Raw genomic sequence first — 15,878 nt, 5'->3', positions numbered from 1 at the left:
ACCCTGGGGGTTTATGCCCATGTCCCTCCCAAGATCGGCCGCGCTCCTCGCCGCCGTCGCCCTCACCACCGGCCTGGCCGCCGCGCCCGCGCAAGCCGCCACCACCGATCAGCGCCAACGCGACTTCACCGCCGCCGCGGCCGAGTTCGGGGTCCCGGAGAACGTCCTCCTCGGCGTCTCCTACCTGGAGTCCCGCTGGGACTCCAACGCCGGCACACCCAGCACGTCCGCCGGCTACGGCCCGATGCACCTCACCGACGTCCGCGAAGCCGGCGTGGCCACCACCCACCACGACGAAGGCACCGAGGACCCCCGGGGCGACGACGCCCGTCCGGCCCTGCACCCGAAGGCCGGGCCGGCGACTCCCCCACCGGGCCTGCAGACCGTCGACGAGGCCGCCCGGCTCGTCGGCCGAACCGCCGAAACCCTCCGCACCGACCCTGCGGAGAACATCCGAGGCGGTGCCGCTCTCCTCGCGGAGTACCACGCCGGCAGCACCTGGTACGACGCCGTCGCGAAGTACAGCGGATCCACCGGAGACGCGGCGCGGACCTTCGCCGACGAGGTCTACGACACCATCAAGACCGGCGTCGCCCGCACGACCGACGACGGCCAGCAGGTCAGCCTGAGCCCCAGCCCGGGCACGACGGTGCCGCAGCACGGCGGGAACCCGGCGAACGTCGAGTGCCCGCGGACCGTCACCTGCGAGTCCGTCCCCGCTCCCTACCAGGAGCTGCCGGACGACGACTACGGCAACCACGACCTCGCCAACCGCCCGGTCAGCCAGAAGATCGACCACATCGTCATCCACGACACCGAGGGCTACTGGGACAACGTCCTCGACCTCGCGCAGGACCCGACCTACGTCAGCTGGCACTACACGATCCGCTCCAACGACGGCCTGATCGCGCAGCACGTGCCGACCAAGGACGTCGCCTGGCACGCCGGCAACTGGTACGTCAACGCCAAGTCCGTCGGCATCGAGCACGAGGGCTTCGCCGCCAAGGGCACCTGGTACACCGAGGCGATGTACCGCTCGAGCGCGAAGCTCGTCGGCTACCTCGCGCGCAAGTACGGCATCCCGCTCGACCGGGCGCACATCATCGGCCACGACAACGTGCCGGGCACGATCCCGTCGACGATCAAGGGCATGCACTGGGACCCGGGCCCCTACTGGGACTGGTCGCACTACTTCGACCTGCTGGGCGCGCCGCTCGGCGGGTTCGGCCTGCCCGGCTCGTCGCTGGTCACCATCGACCCGGACTTCGCGAAGAACCAGCCCGTGTTCACCGGCTGCGACAGCCCCGGGACGCCGTGCGCGCCACGCGGTTCGGAGGCCGTCGTGCTGCACTCGGAGCCGAGTGAATCCTCGCCGCTGTTGAAGGACGCCGGCCTGCACACCGACGGCACGCCGTCCACAATGGACGTTTCCGACGTCGGCAGCCGCGCCGCGACCGGGCAGCAGTACGCCGTCGCGGACGTCCGCGGCGACTGGACGGCGATCTGGTACCTCGGGCAGAAGGGCTGGTTCCCCAACCCGCGCGGCGCCCGGGTCGCGAAGCCCGCGTTCGGCTGGGTCGCGACGCCGAAGCCCGGCCTCGCGACCGTGCCGGTGTACGGCCGCGCCTACCCCGAGCCGGAGGCCTACCCGGCGAACGTCACCGTGCAGGCCATCACGCCGCTGCCGTACACGCTCTCCGCCGGGCAGAAGTACTCCTCGGCCGGGACGGTCGGCTCGGAGTACTACTCGGCCACGACGTTCGACCTGGCCGACCACGTGGTGGTGAAGGGCAAGCTCAAGTACGTGCAGATCCAGTTCGGGCACCGGATCGCGTTCGTCAAGGCGGACGACGTCCGGCTCGTGCCGGCGTTCTGACCGGTGGTGGGGGTCGCGCTCACGCGTCGAGCGCGACCTTCACCCCGGCCGCCTGTTCGGTGTTGCGGCGCGTCTTCGCCCAGCCGTTGCGGCCGCGGACCAAGCGGAACAGCGCGCGCCACGACGTCACGTAGAACGTGTAGATGTAGGCCGCGTAAGCGAAACCGAGACCGATCCCGCGCAGCACGTTGCGGCTGCGCAAGCACTTCAGCTGGTAGATCGGGCCCCACACCAGGAACGGCAGCAGCCCGAACGAGCCGTAGATGGCGAAGAGGATCCACGCGCCGCCGGTGAACCACGTCCACATCTGCGCCGGGTCGCCCGCGGTGCTCGTCACCAGCAGGATGAACGGGATCGGGTACAGCAGCGAGCCGAGCAGCTGCAGCCACGGCTGGGCGAGGTAGTACATCATCTCCGCCGCCCCGAGCGTGCTGACGTGCGGCGAATCCCAGATCCGGCGCAGGTACCGGGCGCACTGCATGGTGCCCTGCCCCCACCTGGTGCGCTGCACGAGGAAGCGCCGCAGGCTGTACAGACCCTCTTGCGCCACATGGGAATCCGGCGTGAACCCGGTGCGCCAGCCGGCCGTGAGCAGGTGGACGCCGAGTTCGAAGTCCTCCAGCAGCGAGCCGCGCCACGGCTGTTCGTCGGCGCCCGCGATGGAGTCCAGCGCGGTGAGCCGGGTGAACTGGCCGTTGCCGCCCATGGAGATCGTGCCGGTGAAGCCGCGGGAGGTCTGGATCGCCGCGATCGCCGTCCGGAACTCGAGGTCCTGCAGCTGCGCGAGCTTGAGGCCGAACCAGCGCCCGACCGGGTTCCGCGACGGCGGCGGCGTTCCGACGTTGCTCATCCAGACGTCCAGCTGGACCGCACCGATCCCCTCGTCGCCGAAGAGGTGGTCGGCCGCGCAGACCTCGAGGCAGTTCGGCGCCGGGCGGCCGTCGGCGTCGACGACCACCACGACGACGTCGTCGCGCGAGGCGTCCGGGCCCATCCAGTCGTTCAGCGCCCGGTACGCCGCGTTGAGGGCGTCCCCCTTGCCGGTCCGCGCCTCGGGCCGCGTGCGCGGCACCAGGTGCAGGTACGGGTCGTAGCCGCCGTGGCGGCGCCACAGCATCCGGACGACGCGGGCGGTGCGGTCCTCCGAGTCGTCGTCGACGACCCAGACGTGCGCCTTGCGGAACGTCGTGCGCAGGTAGCGGATCGTCTCGCGGATCACCGTCTGCTCGTCGCGGCACGGGACGAAGAAGTGCCACGTGTAGTCGGCCGGGTCGCCGACCGGCGCGGGCTTGCGCCGCAGGTACGGCACCACGATGACGACGACGTACACCAGGAACGCCACGCTCATCGTGAGCGCGAACGCCTGCGTGATCGCCAGCAGGACCTTGACGCTCATGCCTTCTTCTTCCGCGTGGCCAGCCAGACGAACAGGACCAGCGAGACGGCACCGCCGAACACGCTGACCATCGAGCCGAGCAGCGTGTGACCCCAGTAGTAGCCGTCGTCGGTGCCGAACCCGTGCACGAGCCCGACGATCGTGAGAATGCGCAGCTGGTTCACCAGCACGACGACGACCGCGGAAATACCGAGCGAAAAGAAGAGCCGCTTCGCATTCGCGGGCCGGAAGTACAGCATGATCATCGTCACAACGAGCAACGGAAGCAAAAGGAACGCCGAAGAACATTCCGGTGTCATTCTCAACCCGAACGGAGTAGTGCTCGTCAACCCAAAGTAAACAGACTCCCGATCGGGTGCTACATAAACACCCGATGTAGTGATCACCTCGAGGATCGCACCGGCGAGCCGCACTTCCAGTTCGCGGTAGAACCGCTCGGCCAGCACCACCACGGCACCCGCGGCCGCCAGCGCGCTCAGCGCGATGACCAGCGGGAACCGTGCCATACCTGCGTTCGGAGCGCTCGCTACGGCCACGACGTTCCTCTCGGTGTCGGTTGTCGGATCAAGCTGCGGACCCCGGGCGAGCGTAAAACACCACCGGCCCTCACTTCCACTCGGAGGTGTGGTTTAGCGGCCCATTCGGCAGCTCCACCCGCAAACTTGCTAGGCCATCCGAGTGATGCGGAAACGACCTGCGGAAACTCCGCCACGTTGTACCCGATCCGGTGATTCGGGAAATATCGTGTGCCATTCGGGCCGCTCTTCGCGATAGTCGATTCGCGTGCCGACTCGAAGCAAGCCGGTTTATCCGCGCCGACGTCACGCACCCCCGATTAACTCCAGCGAATTCGGAGGAAAGTTTGATGAAGAGCTCCCTCGTGCGCCGTGGCGGCCTGCTCGCCGCGGTCGTGGCGAGCGTCGTGCTCGCCGGCGCGACCCCCGCGTCGGCCGCTCCCGGTGACGGGTCGGCCTACGGCGTGAACGTCGACGTGACGCTGCTCGGGCAGCCGGCGGTGAAGGCCGGCCCGCTCGCGGCCGCGAACACCGCGGGCCCGACGACCAACAGCTTGGCCTCGGCGAACCTGACCGGGATCCTGACCACCGGTGTGATCAACACCGAGGCCAAGCGCGACGACAACTCCGGCGCGGTGACGGCCAAGGCCAGCACCGCCGACGTCGGGCTGCCGCTGCTCAAGGCCCTCGGCAACAACGTCGGTGCCAAGGCCGTCGAGGCGGTCTGCACGGCGACCCAGGCGGGCGTCACGGGCAGCACCACGCTGGTCGGCGCGAACCTCGGCAGCGCGGGCGCGGTCGACGCGACCCCGGCGCCGAACACCCAGGTCAAGGTCGCGATCGCCGGGATCAACATCGCGACGGTCATCCTCAACGAGCAGATCAAGAACAAGGACGGCAGCCTCACGGTCAACGCCATCCACGTGAAGCTGCTCGGCGGTGTGGTCGGCGCGCTCGGCTCGGGTGACGTGATCGTGTCGTCGGCGACCTGCGGCCCGGCCGCGCCGCCGATGCCGCTCGCGTCCGGCGCCGGGCTGTGGATCGGCCTCGGCCTGCTCGGCGCGGTCGCGGTGCCCGTGGGCACGCGCATCTTCCGCCGCCGTTCCGCACAGGCCTGAGCGGAGGCCCGGATGTACAAGATGCCGGGCGCGGGTGTCGGAGTCGCCGGTGGCGGGGTGGGCACCCTCGCCGCCACCGGCGCCGACATCGGGTGGTGGCTGGCCGTCGGCGTGCTCTTGGTCCTGCTCGGGACCGTGGTGCTGATCGCGGTCCACCGCCGCAACCGCCGCCTCTCCCAGGCGCGGGATTGAGGAACGGGCCGTCGGCGTGTGCCCCTCGCACGCCGGCGGCCCGCGGTGGAAATTTTCGTGGAGACTGGACTATGTGGAGAAGGGGTACCGCCGGGTGGACGTGATGGTGCTGGCCGGGACGCGGCCGGAAGCGCTGAAGCTCGCGCCGCTGGCACTGGCGCTGGACGCGCACCCGGCGTTGCGGCCGGTCCTGGTGCACAGCGGCCAGCACCCGGGCATGGTCGAGCAGGCGCTCGAACCGTTCGGGCTGACCGCCGACGTGTGGCTGGACGTGCCGCCGCGGGTCACCGGCGGGCAGGCGGAACTCGTGGCCGGTCTGCTCCCCGCGCTCGACGACCTGCTGCGCCGGCACCCGCCGGCCGCGCTGGTCGTCCAGGGCGACACCACGACGACGCTCGCGGGCGCGCTGGCCGCGTTCTGGCTGGGCATCCCGGTGGTGCACCTGGAAGCCGGGCTGCGCACGCACGACCTCGCGGCGCCGTTCCCCGAGGAGGGCGCGCGCCAGATGGTGTCGCGGCTCGCGGCGCTGCACCTGGCCCCGACCCTCGGCGCGGCGGCCGAGCTGCGCGCGGAAGGCGTTGCGCGGCAACGCATCGCGGTCACGGGCAACACGGTCGTCGACGCCGTGCTGGAGATCGCGGCCCGCGACCTGCCGGCCCGCGACACGGCGCTGGCGTTGCTGGAGATGGAGATCGCCGAGGCCGGCGAGCGGCTGGTGCTCGTCACTTCGCACCGCCGCGAGTCCTGGGGCGAGCCGCTCGAGCGGACGCTGGCCGCGGTGCAGCTGATCGTCGCCGAGCACCCGGACGTGCAGGTGCTGTTCCCGGCGCACCCGAACCCGCAGGTCCGCGCCCAGGTCGAGGCGGCGCTGGCCGGCCTGCCGCGCGTGACGGTCACCGACCCGCTGGAGTACCCGGACCTGGTCCGCGCCCTGCGGGCCGCGTCGCTGGTGCTGACGGACTCGGGCGGCATCCAGGAGGAGGCGCCGACGTTCGGCACCCCGGTGCTGGTGCTGCGCGACGTGACCGAGCGCGTCGAGGTCGTGGAGGCGGGGTGCGCGTGGCTGGTCGGCACGGACACCGAGCGCATCGCCGACACGGCGGCCCGCCTGCTGAGCGGCGAGCTTCGGCCGGCGCAGGTCGGAAACCCCTACGGCGAAGGCAATGCGGCCACCCTGGCGGTGGCGGCGATCGAGGAACTGCTCGGCGTCGCCGCGACGACCCGCAACGAGGTCGCGGCTACGTAGGCCCAGACCCGTCGTGAGTGTTCGGGGCGGTTCCAACCGTCCCGAACACTCACGAGAGCGAGACCACGTTCACGGGCAACGCCGGGTTCGCGCTGAAGTCCAGCTTCGCCGTCGGGCGCTTCGCCGCCACCACGTGCGCGCCCAAAGCCGCGATCATCGCGCCGTTGTCCGTGCACAGGCGGGGGCGCGGGACGCGCAGCTCGATGCCCGCCGCCGCGCAGCGTTCCGCCGCCAGCGCCGACAGCCGCGAGTTCGCCGCCACGCCGCCGGAGATCACGATGGTGCCGATCCCCTGCTCCTTCGCGGCGCGGATCGCCTTCATCGTCAGCACGTCCGCGACGGCCTCCTGGAACGACGCCGCGACGTCGTCCACCGGGATCTCCTCGCCGCGCCGGGCGGCGCCTTCGACCCAGCGCGCGACCGCGGTCTTCAAGCCGGAGAAGGAAAAGTCGTTCTTCGCGTCGCGCGGGCCGGTCATGCCGCGCGGGAACGCGATCGCCGCCGGGTCGCCGTTCTTCGCCGCCTTGTCGATCGGCGGGCCGCCCGGGTAGGGCAGGCCGAGCACCCGCGCGACCTTGTCGTACGCCTCGCCCGCCGCGTCGTCCACAGTGGACCCCAGCTCGGTGATCTCCGACGCGATGTCGTCGACGCGCAGCAGCTGCGTGTGCCCGCCGGACACCAGCAGCGCCAGGCACGGCGTGGGCAGCGGCCCGTGCTGCAGCGTGTCCACCGCGATGTGCCCGGCCAGGTGGTTGACGCCGTAGAGCGGCACGTCCAGCGCCGTCGCGTACGCCTTGGCCGCCGAGACGCCGACGAGCAGCGCGCCCGCCAGGCCCGGCCCGGCCGTCACCGCGATGGCGTCCACATCGGACAGTGCCAGCCCGGCTTTCTCGAAGGCGCGCGTGGTCGTCGGGACCATCGCTTCCAGGTGCGCCCGGCTGGCGACCTCGGGCACCACGCCGCCGAAGCGCGCGTGCTGCTCGACGCTGGACGCCACCTCGTCGGCGAGCAGCTCGACCGTGCCGTCGTCGTGCAGGCGGACCAGGCCGACGCCGGTCTCGTCGCACGAGCTCTCGATGCCCATGATGATGCGTGACATCAGCCCGCCACCCCGTCTCGCGTCCGCGCGGGGCGGACCATCGTGTACGCGTCGGCGCCGGAAGGCTGGTAGTAGCGCTTCCGGATGCCGAGCCGTTCGAAACCGTGGCTCTCGTACAGGCCGAGTGCCGTCGTGTTGTCCGTGCGGACCTCGAGGAAGACCGGCGCTTCGTACTGGTCGGCGCGATCCAGCAGCGCCCGCAGCAGCGCCTTGCCGATCCCCTTGCCCTGGTACTCCGGGGCGACGCCGATGGTGTGCACGGTCGCCTCGTACTCGCCGCGGCGGCGCCCGACGACGGCGAGCCCGGCGTACCCGAGCAGCTCGTCGCCCTCGTCCGGGCGGGCGGCCAGGTAGAAGTGCCCGATGTCCAGCTCGGAGTGGAACGCGCGGGAGTTCCACGGGTCGTCGCCGGGGAAGAGGATCTGCTCGATCTCGACGCACCGGGCGATGTCCCGGCGGCGCAGCGGCTCGAGTCTCACCTCGCGGTCACCCGTTTCGGCGCGGCGGGCTCGGCGGCGTCGGGACGGCGCAGGTACAGCGGCGTCAGCGGCGCGGGCTCTGCCTTCGCCAGCAACGCGCTCCTGGCGGCCTTGACCAGCCCGGCGGGTGACGGGAAGCGCGGCTCGATCGGCTGGACGCCGAGCGCCTCCGCGTACAGCACGGCGCCGTCCCCGGCCGCGGCCTCGACGCCGGTCGCCAGGTCGGCGGGGCGCTGGACGTGCGGGCCGTCGGTGCGGTTGCCGTCGCTGTCGTAGGCGGCCCAGTACACCTCGCGGCGGCGCGCGTCGGTGCAGACCAGGAAGGCCCCGGCCGAGACGACGTCGGCGGCCAGCGCGTCGAGGCTGCAGACCGGGTGCACGGGGAGGCCGAGGGCGTGCCCGAGCGCGGCGGCGGTCGCCATCCCGGCGCGCAGGCCGGTGAACGGACCGGGGCCGACCCCGGCGACGATCGCGTCGAGGTCCTTGAGCGCGACCCCCGCGGCTTCGGCGGCGGCCAGCGCGTGCGGGGTGATCAGCTCGCCGTGGGCGCGCGGGTCGACCGTGACGCGCTCGCCGCGCGTCTCGACCCCGTCGCCGTCCACCTCGACGACGCCCGCGGTGACCGCCGGGGTCGAGGTATCGATCGCCAGTACCAACACGGTGTCCCAGCCTACGACCAGCGTCTTCGAGAGGTCGCTGCAGGGGACTGATCCGCACGGTAACGTGCGGACGGAGTCCGACTCTGGGAGGTCCCCGCGGTGCCCGCCCCGTTGTTCCCCACCCTTGCCGACGGTTCCGCCGAAGAGGCCCTGCGCTTCGGCGACCACGTCCTCTCCTACGCCGACCTCGCCGCCGTGGCCGGGGGCCTCGCCGCCGAGCTGCCTCGCGGCCGCGTGGCCGTCTGGGCGACCCCGACCGTGCACACGAGCGTCGCGGTCGTCGCCGCGCTGCTCGCCGGGGTGCCGGCCGTGCCGCTCAACCCGAAGATCGGCGAGCGCGAGCTCGCGCACATCCTGACCGACAGCGAGCCGCAGCTGGTGCTGGCCGAGCCCGGCGCCGAACTGCCCGCGGCCCTGGCCGGGCTGCCGCGGCGGGACATCCCGCTGACCGGCGGGAAAGCGCTCGACGCGGCGGAGCCGGACCCGGAGACGCCCGCGCTGATCGTCTACACGTCGGGGACCACCGGCCCGCCCAAGGGCGTCGTCCTCCCCCGCCGCGCGATCGCGAGCACGCTCGACGCCCTCGAAGACGCCTGGGGCTGGACGGCCGGTGACGTCCTCGTGCACGGGCTCCCGCTGTTCCACGTGCACGGCCTGATCCTCGGCATCCTCGGCCCGCTGCGCCGCGGCGGTTCGGTGCGCCACCTCGGCCGGTTCTCGACCGAGGGCGTCGCGCGCGAACTGGCGAACGGCGCGACCATGCTGTTCGGCGTCCCGACGATGTACCACCGGATCGCCGGCGAAGTGGGCACGGACACCGCGCTCGCGGACGCCCTGCGCGGCGCGCGGCTGCTCGTCTCCGGGTCCGCGGCGCTGCCGGTGCACGACCACCAGCGGATCACCGCGGCGACCGGCCAGCAGGTCGTCGAGCGCTACGGGATGACCGAAACCCTGATGAACACGAGCGTCCGCGCCGACGGCGAGCGCAAGCCCGGCACGGTCGGCGTCCCGCTCGGCGGCGTCGAGCTGCGGCTGGTCGGCGAGGCCGGCGAGGTGGTCGACGACCTCGAGACCGTCGGCGAGATCCAGGTCCGCGGCCCGAACCTGTTCACCGAGTACCTCAACCGCCCGGACGCGACCGCGGCGGCGTTCGACGGCGGCTGGTTCCGCACCGGCGACGTGGCGACGCGCGACGCCGACGGCTACGTCAAGATCGTCGGGCGCAAGGCGACCGACCTGATCAAGAGCGGCGGCTACAAGATCGGCGCGGGCGAGATCGAAAACGCGCTGCTCGAACACCCCGGCGTCGCCGAAGCCGCCGTCACCGGCGAGCCGGACGACGACCTCGGCGAGCGGATCGTCGCGTGGATCGTGCCTTCCGGTGAGCCGCCGACGGCCGGGGAACTGGCCGACCACGTCGCGAAGCTGCTCGCGCCGCACAAGCGCCCGCGGGTCGTCCGCTACCTGGAAGCGTTGCCGCGCAACGACATGGGCAAGGTCATGAAGCGGGCGCTCGGTGTCTAGGCTGCCGGCGCGCGAAGTCGTCGGCACGATCGCGAACGACTTCACGGAGTTCCCCACGCCGCTGCGCGACGAGCCGGCCGACGGGCCGATCGGCTGGCCGGGTTACCGCACCGCCCGTGCCGCGGCGGAAGAACGCACCGGCGAGAAGGAGTCGGTCGTCTGCGGGACGGCGAAGATCGGCGACGTCGAGGCGGTGCTGATCGCCTTCGAGTTCGGCTTCCTCGGCGGCTCGCTCGGGCAGCGCACCGGCGACCGGATCGAGGCGGCGTTCGCGCACGCCCGCGACGCGCGGCTGCCGGTGGTCTCGCTGGTCGCGACCGGCGGCAGCCGCATGCAGCAGGGCATGCGCGCGCTGATGCAGCTCCAGCGCGTGGCGCGGGCGGCGGCGCTCACGCGCGCGGCGGGCATCCCGCAGATCTCGGTGCTGCGCGACCCGACGACCGGCGGCGGCTGGGCGACCCTCGGCGCGGGCGCCGACGTCGTCCTCGCGCTGCCGGAGGCGCAGGTCGGGTTCGCGGGCTCGCGGGTGCGGCCGCCGGAGGCCCCGGAGGCGTACACGGCGGAGGCGAAGTTCGAGTGGGGTCAGGTCGACGCCGTCGTCACGCCGGACGAACTCGGGCCCACGCTGGAACGCTGGCTGCGGCTGCTGACCGCGCGCTCGTCGGCGGCCGCTCCGCCGCCTTCGGCGCTTAGGGCCGCTCCGCTGCCTTCCACGGGCTGGGAGGCGGTCCAGGCGGCGAGGTCGCCTTCGCGTCCCCGGGCCGCCGAGTACCTGGACGCGTACTTCGACTGGCGCGAAGACATCAGCGGCGACCGCGCGGGCGGCGTCGACCCGGGTGTCGCGTGCGGCTTCGGCTGGCGCGACGGCCGGACGATCGCGTACGCGGCGCAGTGCGGCACCCCGACGTCCCCGGCGGGCTTCCGCACGGCTGCGAGGCTGGTGCGGCTGGCGTCCCGGCTGGGCTTCCCGGTGCTCACGCTGGTCGACACCCCGGGCGCGGCCAACGACGCGGCGGCCGAGCGAGCGGGCGCGGGCGCGGCGATCGCGGCGATGTTCGAGGCGGTCGCGACGGCGGCGATCCCGGTGACGACGCTGGTGATCGGCGAAGGCGGCTCGGGCGGGGCGTTGGCGTTCGCGGGCGCGGAGTCGACGTGGGTGACCCCGGACGCGTACTTCTCGGTGACGTCGCCCGAAGCCGCGGCGGCGATCCTGAAGCGGCCGGCTTCGGAGGTGCCGGACATCGCGAACCAGCTGCACCTGCGCCCCCAGGACCTGGTGGACCTGGGGGTGGCCCGGGCGGTGGTCAAGCCGGCCGGCTAAGCCTTCTTCGCCGTCGCCACCCGCTCCAGCCAGGCGACGACGTCGCCCGCCGAGTACACCGGACCGTCGGCGCCGAGCTGCTTGATCCGCTTCTGCGTGGCGAAGCCCGGGGGACCTCCGGTGTAGAACAGGACGGGCCCCCGGTAGTCCGCACCGCCGTGCCGGAAGTGGTCGAGATCGGTGACGCCCGCGTTCTTGTCGGAGCCACGGCCGAGGTCCGTCAGCACCACGTCCGGGGTGAACCGCCGGAACGACGCCAGGGCACCCGCCCGGTCGGTCACCTGCTCCAAGAGCACCCCGTTCACCTGGAGGTGATCGGCCAGCGTGATGTTGTTCGACGGGTGGTCGTCGATCCACAGCACCCGGAGGTTGCGCAACGCGGGCCGGCCGTCGATCCGCGGGGCGCCGAAGTCCCCCTCGTCCGGCGACACCGCCGGTGGCCGGAGCAGGCCCACCGGACGGCTGCGCAGCCGGTGCACCAGGACTCGGCTGTGCTGGGCCATTCCGCGGAGCAGCGCCACGAAATCCCGGTCGGCCGCCAGCACCGGGTAGTCGGCGGGCAGTTCGCTTTCCAGCTCGGCGAGGTCCGGCGTCCGCGGCGGGCGCAACCCCTTCGACTCGAACAGCTTCGCCCAACGTTCCGCGTCCACCTGGTCACCGTGCTTCACGATCGCGCGCAGTTCCTGGTAGTCCAGGAACTCGCCGATCAGGTGGTCGTTCCCGGGGTGGGCGAGCAGGCTGTGGAAGCCGGGGTAGAAGTGCTGGAGCAGGATCACGTTCACCAGGTGCGCCAGGCCGATCTCGTCCCAGGACGGGTCGAGGTGGTACTCCAGCACGAAGCTGTTGATCACGCGCTTGATCCGCCGGGGGTTGTGCCGCGACCGGCCGATGATCAAACTCTTCGACGATTCGTCGAACAACCCGCTGGTTCCGGAGCGGTGGAGATAGCCGTCGACCAGCTGGATCGCCTGCTCCACCGACGGCGGCGCGATCCGGTAGGTGATCTGGACGATCTTCTCCAGGTATTCGACCGCGGCCGCCGGGTCGTCGAAGCCCGCCGATTTCTGCACGGCCCGCCACAACGCGCTCTGGTCGCAGGCGAGGACGAACACGATGCCGGGCACGTCCAGGTAGAGCTTGATCGCTTCGCACACCTCGACGATGCGCTCGCTGCCGCACCGGTCCAGGTCGTCGACGAACACGACCAGCAGCCGCCGTCGGTCCGGGGTGCCGCTCTTCGCCATCCACGCACCGAACGCGTCCCGCAGGACTCCCTTGATCTGGTTGCGGGCCTGCGCGTCCAGCGACATCCGCTGCCAGATCTCGTCCACGACCCGGCCGAGCCCGAAGAAGCTGGCCAGGACGAGCCCCAGCCCGCGCAGGGCGCCGAGGAGGTGGGCGCGGCGGGACATCGACCGCAGGACGCGGCGGATGATGTTGCGGTCGAAGCGCAGGAGCACCGCTTTGATCAGGCCTTCCAGCGCGCTCGCCGGGCCGGCCGTCCACGCGTTGAACCAGACGGTGGACATCCCGGGCTCGGCGGACAACGTCGCCTCCAGCCGGTGCAGCAGGCTGCTCTTGCCCATGCCCCACGCCGCGTCCACGGCGAGCGTGAACGGCGCGGTGTCCCGCGAGGCGAGGATGAGCGCGCTCAGGTTGTGGGCCACGGACGTGACGTCGAGCAGGTCTTCCTCGGTGCCGTCCCCGACCGGGGCGTCGTTGAGCACGACGAACCGGCGTGCCGGGTTCGGGAGGGCGTTCACCGGACGCCTCAGGCCCGGACCAGCTCCGGGGTGCGATCGGCCCACGAGCCGTGCGGTTCCAGGGTCACCTCGCGGACGTCGTCCTCGCGGCGGTCCAGCCGCACCACGAGGTAGTCGTCCGAAAGCCGCTCCGCCGAACCCTCGCCCCACTCGACCACGATCGCCGAGCGCTCCAGGTCCGTGTCCAGGTCCAGGTCGTCGAGCTGGGAGAGGTCACCGCCCAGCCGGTACGCGTCGACGTGCACCAGCGGCACGCCGGAAGCGCCCGCCGGGTGGACGCGGGCCAGGACGAACGTCGGGGAGCTGACCCGGCCGCCGACGCCGAGGCCGGCCGCGATGCCGCGGGTCAGCGTCGTCTTGCCCGCGCCCAGGGGGCCGGCCAGCAGGACCAGGTCGCCCGCGCGCAGTGCGCGGCCGAGCGCGCGCCCGAAGTCCATCGTCTCTTCGGGCGTCGGGAACGCCATCGGGGAGATCACGGTCAACGCTGCCACCACCAGTTTCGCCGGGACGAGTTTTCGCCGTCCACACCGGAACAGCGTTGCAGGAGATCGATCAGGTGGCTGGTCACCAGCTCGGGCTGCTCGAGCTGGACCATGTGGCCGGCGCCGCGGACGCGCACGAGCTCCGCGTCGGGCAGCTCGGCCGCGATCCGCTCGGCGTGCGCGAACGGCGTGAACCGGTCCGAGTCGCCGCCGATGACCAGGACTTCCGCGTGCTTCAGGCCGGCGAGCGCCGCGTAGCGGTTGTGGCTGCCGAGCGTGTCGACGAAGTTGACGAGCCCGCGCACCGGCGTCACTTCGAGCATCTCGAGCATGAAGTCGACGAGCCTCGGCGCGACGTCCCGGCTGCCGAACGCCAGCCGTCGCACGGCTTGGCGCGTCAGCTGACCGCCGGCCGCGCGGACGAACTCCACCAGCCCCGGCTGCCAGCCGGCCAGACCGCCGGCGGCGCGCGTCAGCGGGTTGTACTTCGAGAGCAGCGAACGCGGCAACCCGCGGGCGCCCACTTCGCCCGCCGCGGTCGCGATGAAGGCGACGCCTTCGACGCGTTCTTCGAACAGCGAAGGGAACTCGGCGGCCAGCTCCATGATCACCATGCCGCCCATCGAGTGCCCCATCAGCACGATGGGCCCGTCCGGGACCACGGACCGCAGCACGACGTCGAGGTCGCGCGCCAGCTGCTCGATCGTCGAGTTCTCCGCCGACGCCGCGCCGGACAGGCCGTGGCCGCGGTGGTCGTAGTACACCTGACGCACGCGCGGCAGCCTCAGGGAAGCCAGGTCACGGCGCTGGAAGTGCCAGCAGCGCCGCGAAAGCGCGAAGCCGTGTACCCCCACGACAGTCAGTTCAGGGTTCCCGCCGTCCTCCGGGTCGATCTCCTCGACCGAAAGCGGCGTGCCGTCCTCGGCCGCGACCGTGGAAGTACGGTCCGGCTTCAGCTCCCCCAGCGGCTCGTCCACGTACGGATCCTCACTGTGCCGCCGCTGCTGCGCGGCGACGATAGCGGCGGCGGCCGTCCCGGTGGCGAGGGCCCCGACCCCGCCGGCGATGGCCAGCAGTCGACGTGAAGGTGTCACGAGCGCTCTCCCAGATACCTGCGCCGCACCCGCGGGCGGTACATCGAGGTGACGATCTCGTAGTCGATGGTGCCCAGCTTGTCGGCCCATTCCCGGGCCGTCGGCTCGCCGTTCCCACCGGCGCCGAACAGGACGACCTCATCGCCGACGGACGGCTCGAAGTCACCGCAGTCGACGACGAGCTGGTCCATGCAGACCCGCCCGGCCACCGGCCGCCGCCCGCCGAGCCACACGTCCATCCGGCCCGACAGCGACCGCGGGACGCCGTCGGCGTACCCGGTCGGGACCAGGGCGAGGTTCGTGTCGCGCGGAGTGGTCCAGGTGTGCCCGTAGGACACCGATTCGCCGGCTTCGACGCGCTTGACCAGCGCGACCGCGGACCGGAACGTCATGGCCGGGCGCAGGTCTTCGGCCTGCGGCACCGGGTTGAGCCCGTACATCGCGATGCCGGGGCGGACGACGTCGAAGTGCAGGTCCGGCCGGGTGAGCAGGGCCGCGGAGTTCGCCAGGTGCCGCTTCGGGTCGAGCCCGGCGGCGCGGGCGGCGTCGTAGGCCTCTTCGAACCGCTTGGCCTGCATGTCGATCGAGGGGTGCTCGGGCTCGTCCGCGCAGGCGAGGTGGGACCAGATCGCGACGACGTCCACGCGGGGTTCGGCGGCCGCGGCGGCGACCAGCTCGGCCCACGCGGCGGGCGGGCAGCCGTTGCGCGAAAGCCCGGTGTCGATCTTGAGGTGCACGCGAGCCGGAGTACCCGGTTTCGCCGCGGCCGCGATGCGGCGTAGCTCACCCAGCGAGCTGGCGGCCAGGTCGACGTCCGCCTCGATGCCCGCCGCGAAGTCGACGTCCGGGGTGTCCAGCCAGCTGAACAGCCGGGTGGTGATCCCGGCCTCGCGCAGGGCAAGGGCTTCGCCGAGGGAGCAGGTGCCGAGCCAGCCCGCGCCGGCCTCGACCGCGGCGCGCGCCACCGGCAGCGCGCCGTGGCCGTAGGCGTCGGCCTTCACCACGGCCATCACCTCGGCGCCGGGCGCGCGGGCGCCCAGCAGGGTGAGGTTGTGGCGGATCGCGTCGAGGTCGATGTCGACCTGGGCGCGAGGGAAACTGGAGGACATAACGC

Annotated in this window: 15 protein-coding genes; 6 read left to right on the top strand and 9 right to left on the bottom strand. The window is 72.3% G+C overall.

The window, feature by feature from the left end; genetic code table 11:
- Positions 1–13 precede the first annotated feature (13 nt).
- Entirely contained in the window at positions 14–1,876 is a 1,863-nt protein-coding gene (locus AB0B33_RS08295) for an N-acetylmuramoyl-L-alanine amidase (RefSeq protein WP_360768312.1), read from the top strand.
- 19 nt (positions 1,877–1,895) lie between these two features.
- Here AB0B33_RS08295 and AB0B33_RS08290 read toward each other — a convergent pair whose 3' ends face one another.
- Positions 1,896–3,272, bottom strand: coding sequence for a glycosyltransferase family 2 protein (locus AB0B33_RS08290; RefSeq protein WP_360768310.1), 1,377 nt, complete (start codon positions 3,270–3,272; stop codon positions 1,896–1,898).
- On the bottom strand, positions 3,269–3,778 hold the full coding sequence (gene xrtP, locus AB0B33_RS08285) for an exosortase P (protein WP_360768640.1): 510 nt from the start codon (positions 3,776–3,778) through the stop codon (positions 3,269–3,271). The genes AB0B33_RS08290 and xrtP overlap by 4 nt, the downstream gene beginning before the upstream one ends.
- Positions 3,779–4,137: 359 nt before the next feature.
- On the opposite strand from xrtP, the gene AB0B33_RS08280 reads away from it, so the two are divergent.
- The 3 genes from AB0B33_RS08280 (at position 4,138) to wecB (ending at position 6,343) form a co-directional block, all read left to right on the top strand.
- Positions 4,138–4,905, top strand: coding sequence for a choice-of-anchor P family protein (locus tag AB0B33_RS08280; protein ID WP_360768308.1), 768 nt, complete (start codon positions 4,138–4,140; stop codon positions 4,903–4,905).
- A gap of 12 nt (positions 4,906–4,917) precedes the next feature.
- Positions 4,918–5,097 (top strand): LPXTG cell wall anchor domain-containing protein, encoded by a 180-nt coding sequence (locus AB0B33_RS08275; RefSeq protein ID WP_360768305.1) that lies wholly within the window; start codon positions 4,918–4,920, stop codon positions 5,095–5,097.
- Between the two features lie 94 nt (positions 5,098–5,191).
- Entirely contained in the window at positions 5,192–6,343 is a 1,152-nt protein-coding gene (gene wecB / locus AB0B33_RS08270; RefSeq protein ID WP_360768638.1) for a UDP-N-acetylglucosamine 2-epimerase (non-hydrolyzing), read from the top strand.
- A gap of 49 nt (positions 6,344–6,392) precedes the next feature.
- On the opposite strand, the gene tsaD is transcribed toward wecB, so the two are convergent.
- The 3 genes from tsaD to tsaB are packed head-to-tail and all read right to left on the bottom strand — an operon-like array spanning position 6,393 to position 8,580.
- Positions 6,393–7,442, bottom strand: a complete 1,050-nt coding sequence (tsaD, locus tag AB0B33_RS08265) for a tRNA (adenosine(37)-N6)-threonylcarbamoyltransferase complex transferase subunit TsaD (RefSeq protein WP_247015004.1) — start codon at positions 7,440–7,442, stop codon at positions 6,393–6,395.
- Positions 7,442–7,921 (bottom strand): ribosomal protein S18-alanine N-acetyltransferase, encoded by a 480-nt coding sequence (rimI, locus tag AB0B33_RS08260; RefSeq protein ID WP_360768301.1) that lies wholly within the window; start codon positions 7,919–7,921, stop codon positions 7,442–7,444. Before rimI ends, tsaD begins: the two co-directional genes overlap by 1 nt.
- Positions 7,918–8,580, bottom strand: coding sequence for a tRNA (adenosine(37)-N6)-threonylcarbamoyltransferase complex dimerization subunit type 1 TsaB (tsaB, locus tag AB0B33_RS08255; protein ID WP_360768298.1), 663 nt, complete (start codon positions 8,578–8,580; stop codon positions 7,918–7,920). The genes rimI and tsaB overlap by 4 nt, the downstream gene beginning before the upstream one ends.
- 99 nt (positions 8,581–8,679) lie before the next feature.
- Between tsaB and AB0B33_RS08250 the strand changes: the two genes are divergently transcribed.
- Positions 8,680–10,104: an acyl-CoA synthetase gene (locus AB0B33_RS08250; protein ID WP_360768295.1), complete on the top strand. Its 1,425-nt coding sequence runs from the start codon at positions 8,680–8,682 to the stop codon at positions 10,102–10,104.
- A complete protein-coding gene (locus AB0B33_RS08245) occupies positions 10,097–11,425 on the top strand; it encodes a carboxyl transferase domain-containing protein (RefSeq protein WP_360768294.1) in 1,329 nt (442 codons plus the stop codon). Before AB0B33_RS08250 ends, AB0B33_RS08245 begins: the two co-directional genes overlap by 8 nt.
- Here AB0B33_RS08245 and AB0B33_RS08240 read toward each other — a convergent pair.
- The 4 genes from AB0B33_RS08240 to alr are packed head-to-tail and all read right to left on the bottom strand — an operon-like array spanning position 11,422 to position 15,873.
- Positions 11,422–13,188, bottom strand: coding sequence for a P-loop NTPase fold protein (locus AB0B33_RS08240; protein ID WP_360768292.1), 1,767 nt, complete (start codon positions 13,186–13,188; stop codon positions 11,422–11,424). The genes AB0B33_RS08245 and AB0B33_RS08240 overlap by 4 nt on opposite strands.
- Before the next feature lie 8 nt (positions 13,189–13,196).
- On the bottom strand, positions 13,197–13,652 hold the full coding sequence (tsaE, locus tag AB0B33_RS08235) for a tRNA (adenosine(37)-N6)-threonylcarbamoyltransferase complex ATPase subunit type 1 TsaE (RefSeq protein ID WP_360768635.1): 456 nt from the start codon (positions 13,650–13,652) through the stop codon (positions 13,197–13,199).
- Positions 13,653–13,666: 14 nt separating this feature from the next.
- A complete protein-coding gene (locus tag AB0B33_RS08230) occupies positions 13,667–14,764 on the bottom strand; it encodes an alpha/beta hydrolase (RefSeq protein ID WP_360768289.1) in 1,098 nt (365 codons plus the stop codon).
- Entirely contained in the window at positions 14,761–15,873 is a 1,113-nt protein-coding gene (alr, locus tag AB0B33_RS08225) for an alanine racemase (protein ID WP_360768286.1), read from the bottom strand. Before alr ends, AB0B33_RS08230 begins: the two co-directional genes overlap by 4 nt.
- Between the last annotated feature and the right edge of the window lie 5 nt (positions 15,874–15,878).

The organism is Amycolatopsis sp. NPDC049159 (genome assembly GCF_040648295.1).
Lineage (GTDB): Bacteria > Actinomycetota > Actinomycetes > Mycobacteriales > Pseudonocardiaceae > Amycolatopsis > Amycolatopsis pretoriensis_A.
Note: the sequence above shows the minus strand (reverse complement) of the source record. Positions and strands in the feature narration are given on the sequence as shown.

Bases quoted from the DNA above. Each gene is read 5' to 3' on its own strand.
- AB0B33_RS08295 (WP_360768312.1), top strand. From the start codon at position 14: ATGCCCATGTCCCTCCCAAGATCGGCCGCGCTCCTCGCCGCCGTCGCC.
- AB0B33_RS08290 (WP_360768310.1), bottom strand. From the start codon at position 3,272: ATGAGCGTCAAGGTCCTGCTGGCGATCACGCAGGCGTTCGCGCTCACG.
- xrtP (WP_360768640.1), bottom strand. From the start codon at position 3,778: ATGGCACGGTTCCCGCTGGTCATCGCGCTGAGCGCGCTGGCGGCCGCG.
- AB0B33_RS08280 (WP_360768308.1), top strand. From the start codon at position 4,138: ATGAAGAGCTCCCTCGTGCGCCGTGGCGGCCTGCTCGCCGCGGTCGTG.
- AB0B33_RS08275 (WP_360768305.1), top strand. From the start codon at position 4,918: ATGTACAAGATGCCGGGCGCGGGTGTCGGAGTCGCCGGTGGCGGGGTG.
- tsaD (WP_247015004.1), bottom strand. From the start codon at position 7,442: ATGTCACGCATCATCATGGGCATCGAGAGCTCGTGCGACGAGACCGGC.
- tsaE (WP_360768635.1), bottom strand. From the start codon at position 13,652: ATGGCGTTCCCGACGCCCGAAGAGACGATGGACTTCGGGCGCGCGCTC.
- alr (WP_360768286.1), bottom strand. From the start codon at position 15,873: ATGTCCTCCAGTTTCCCTCGCGCCCAGGTCGACATCGACCTCGACGCG.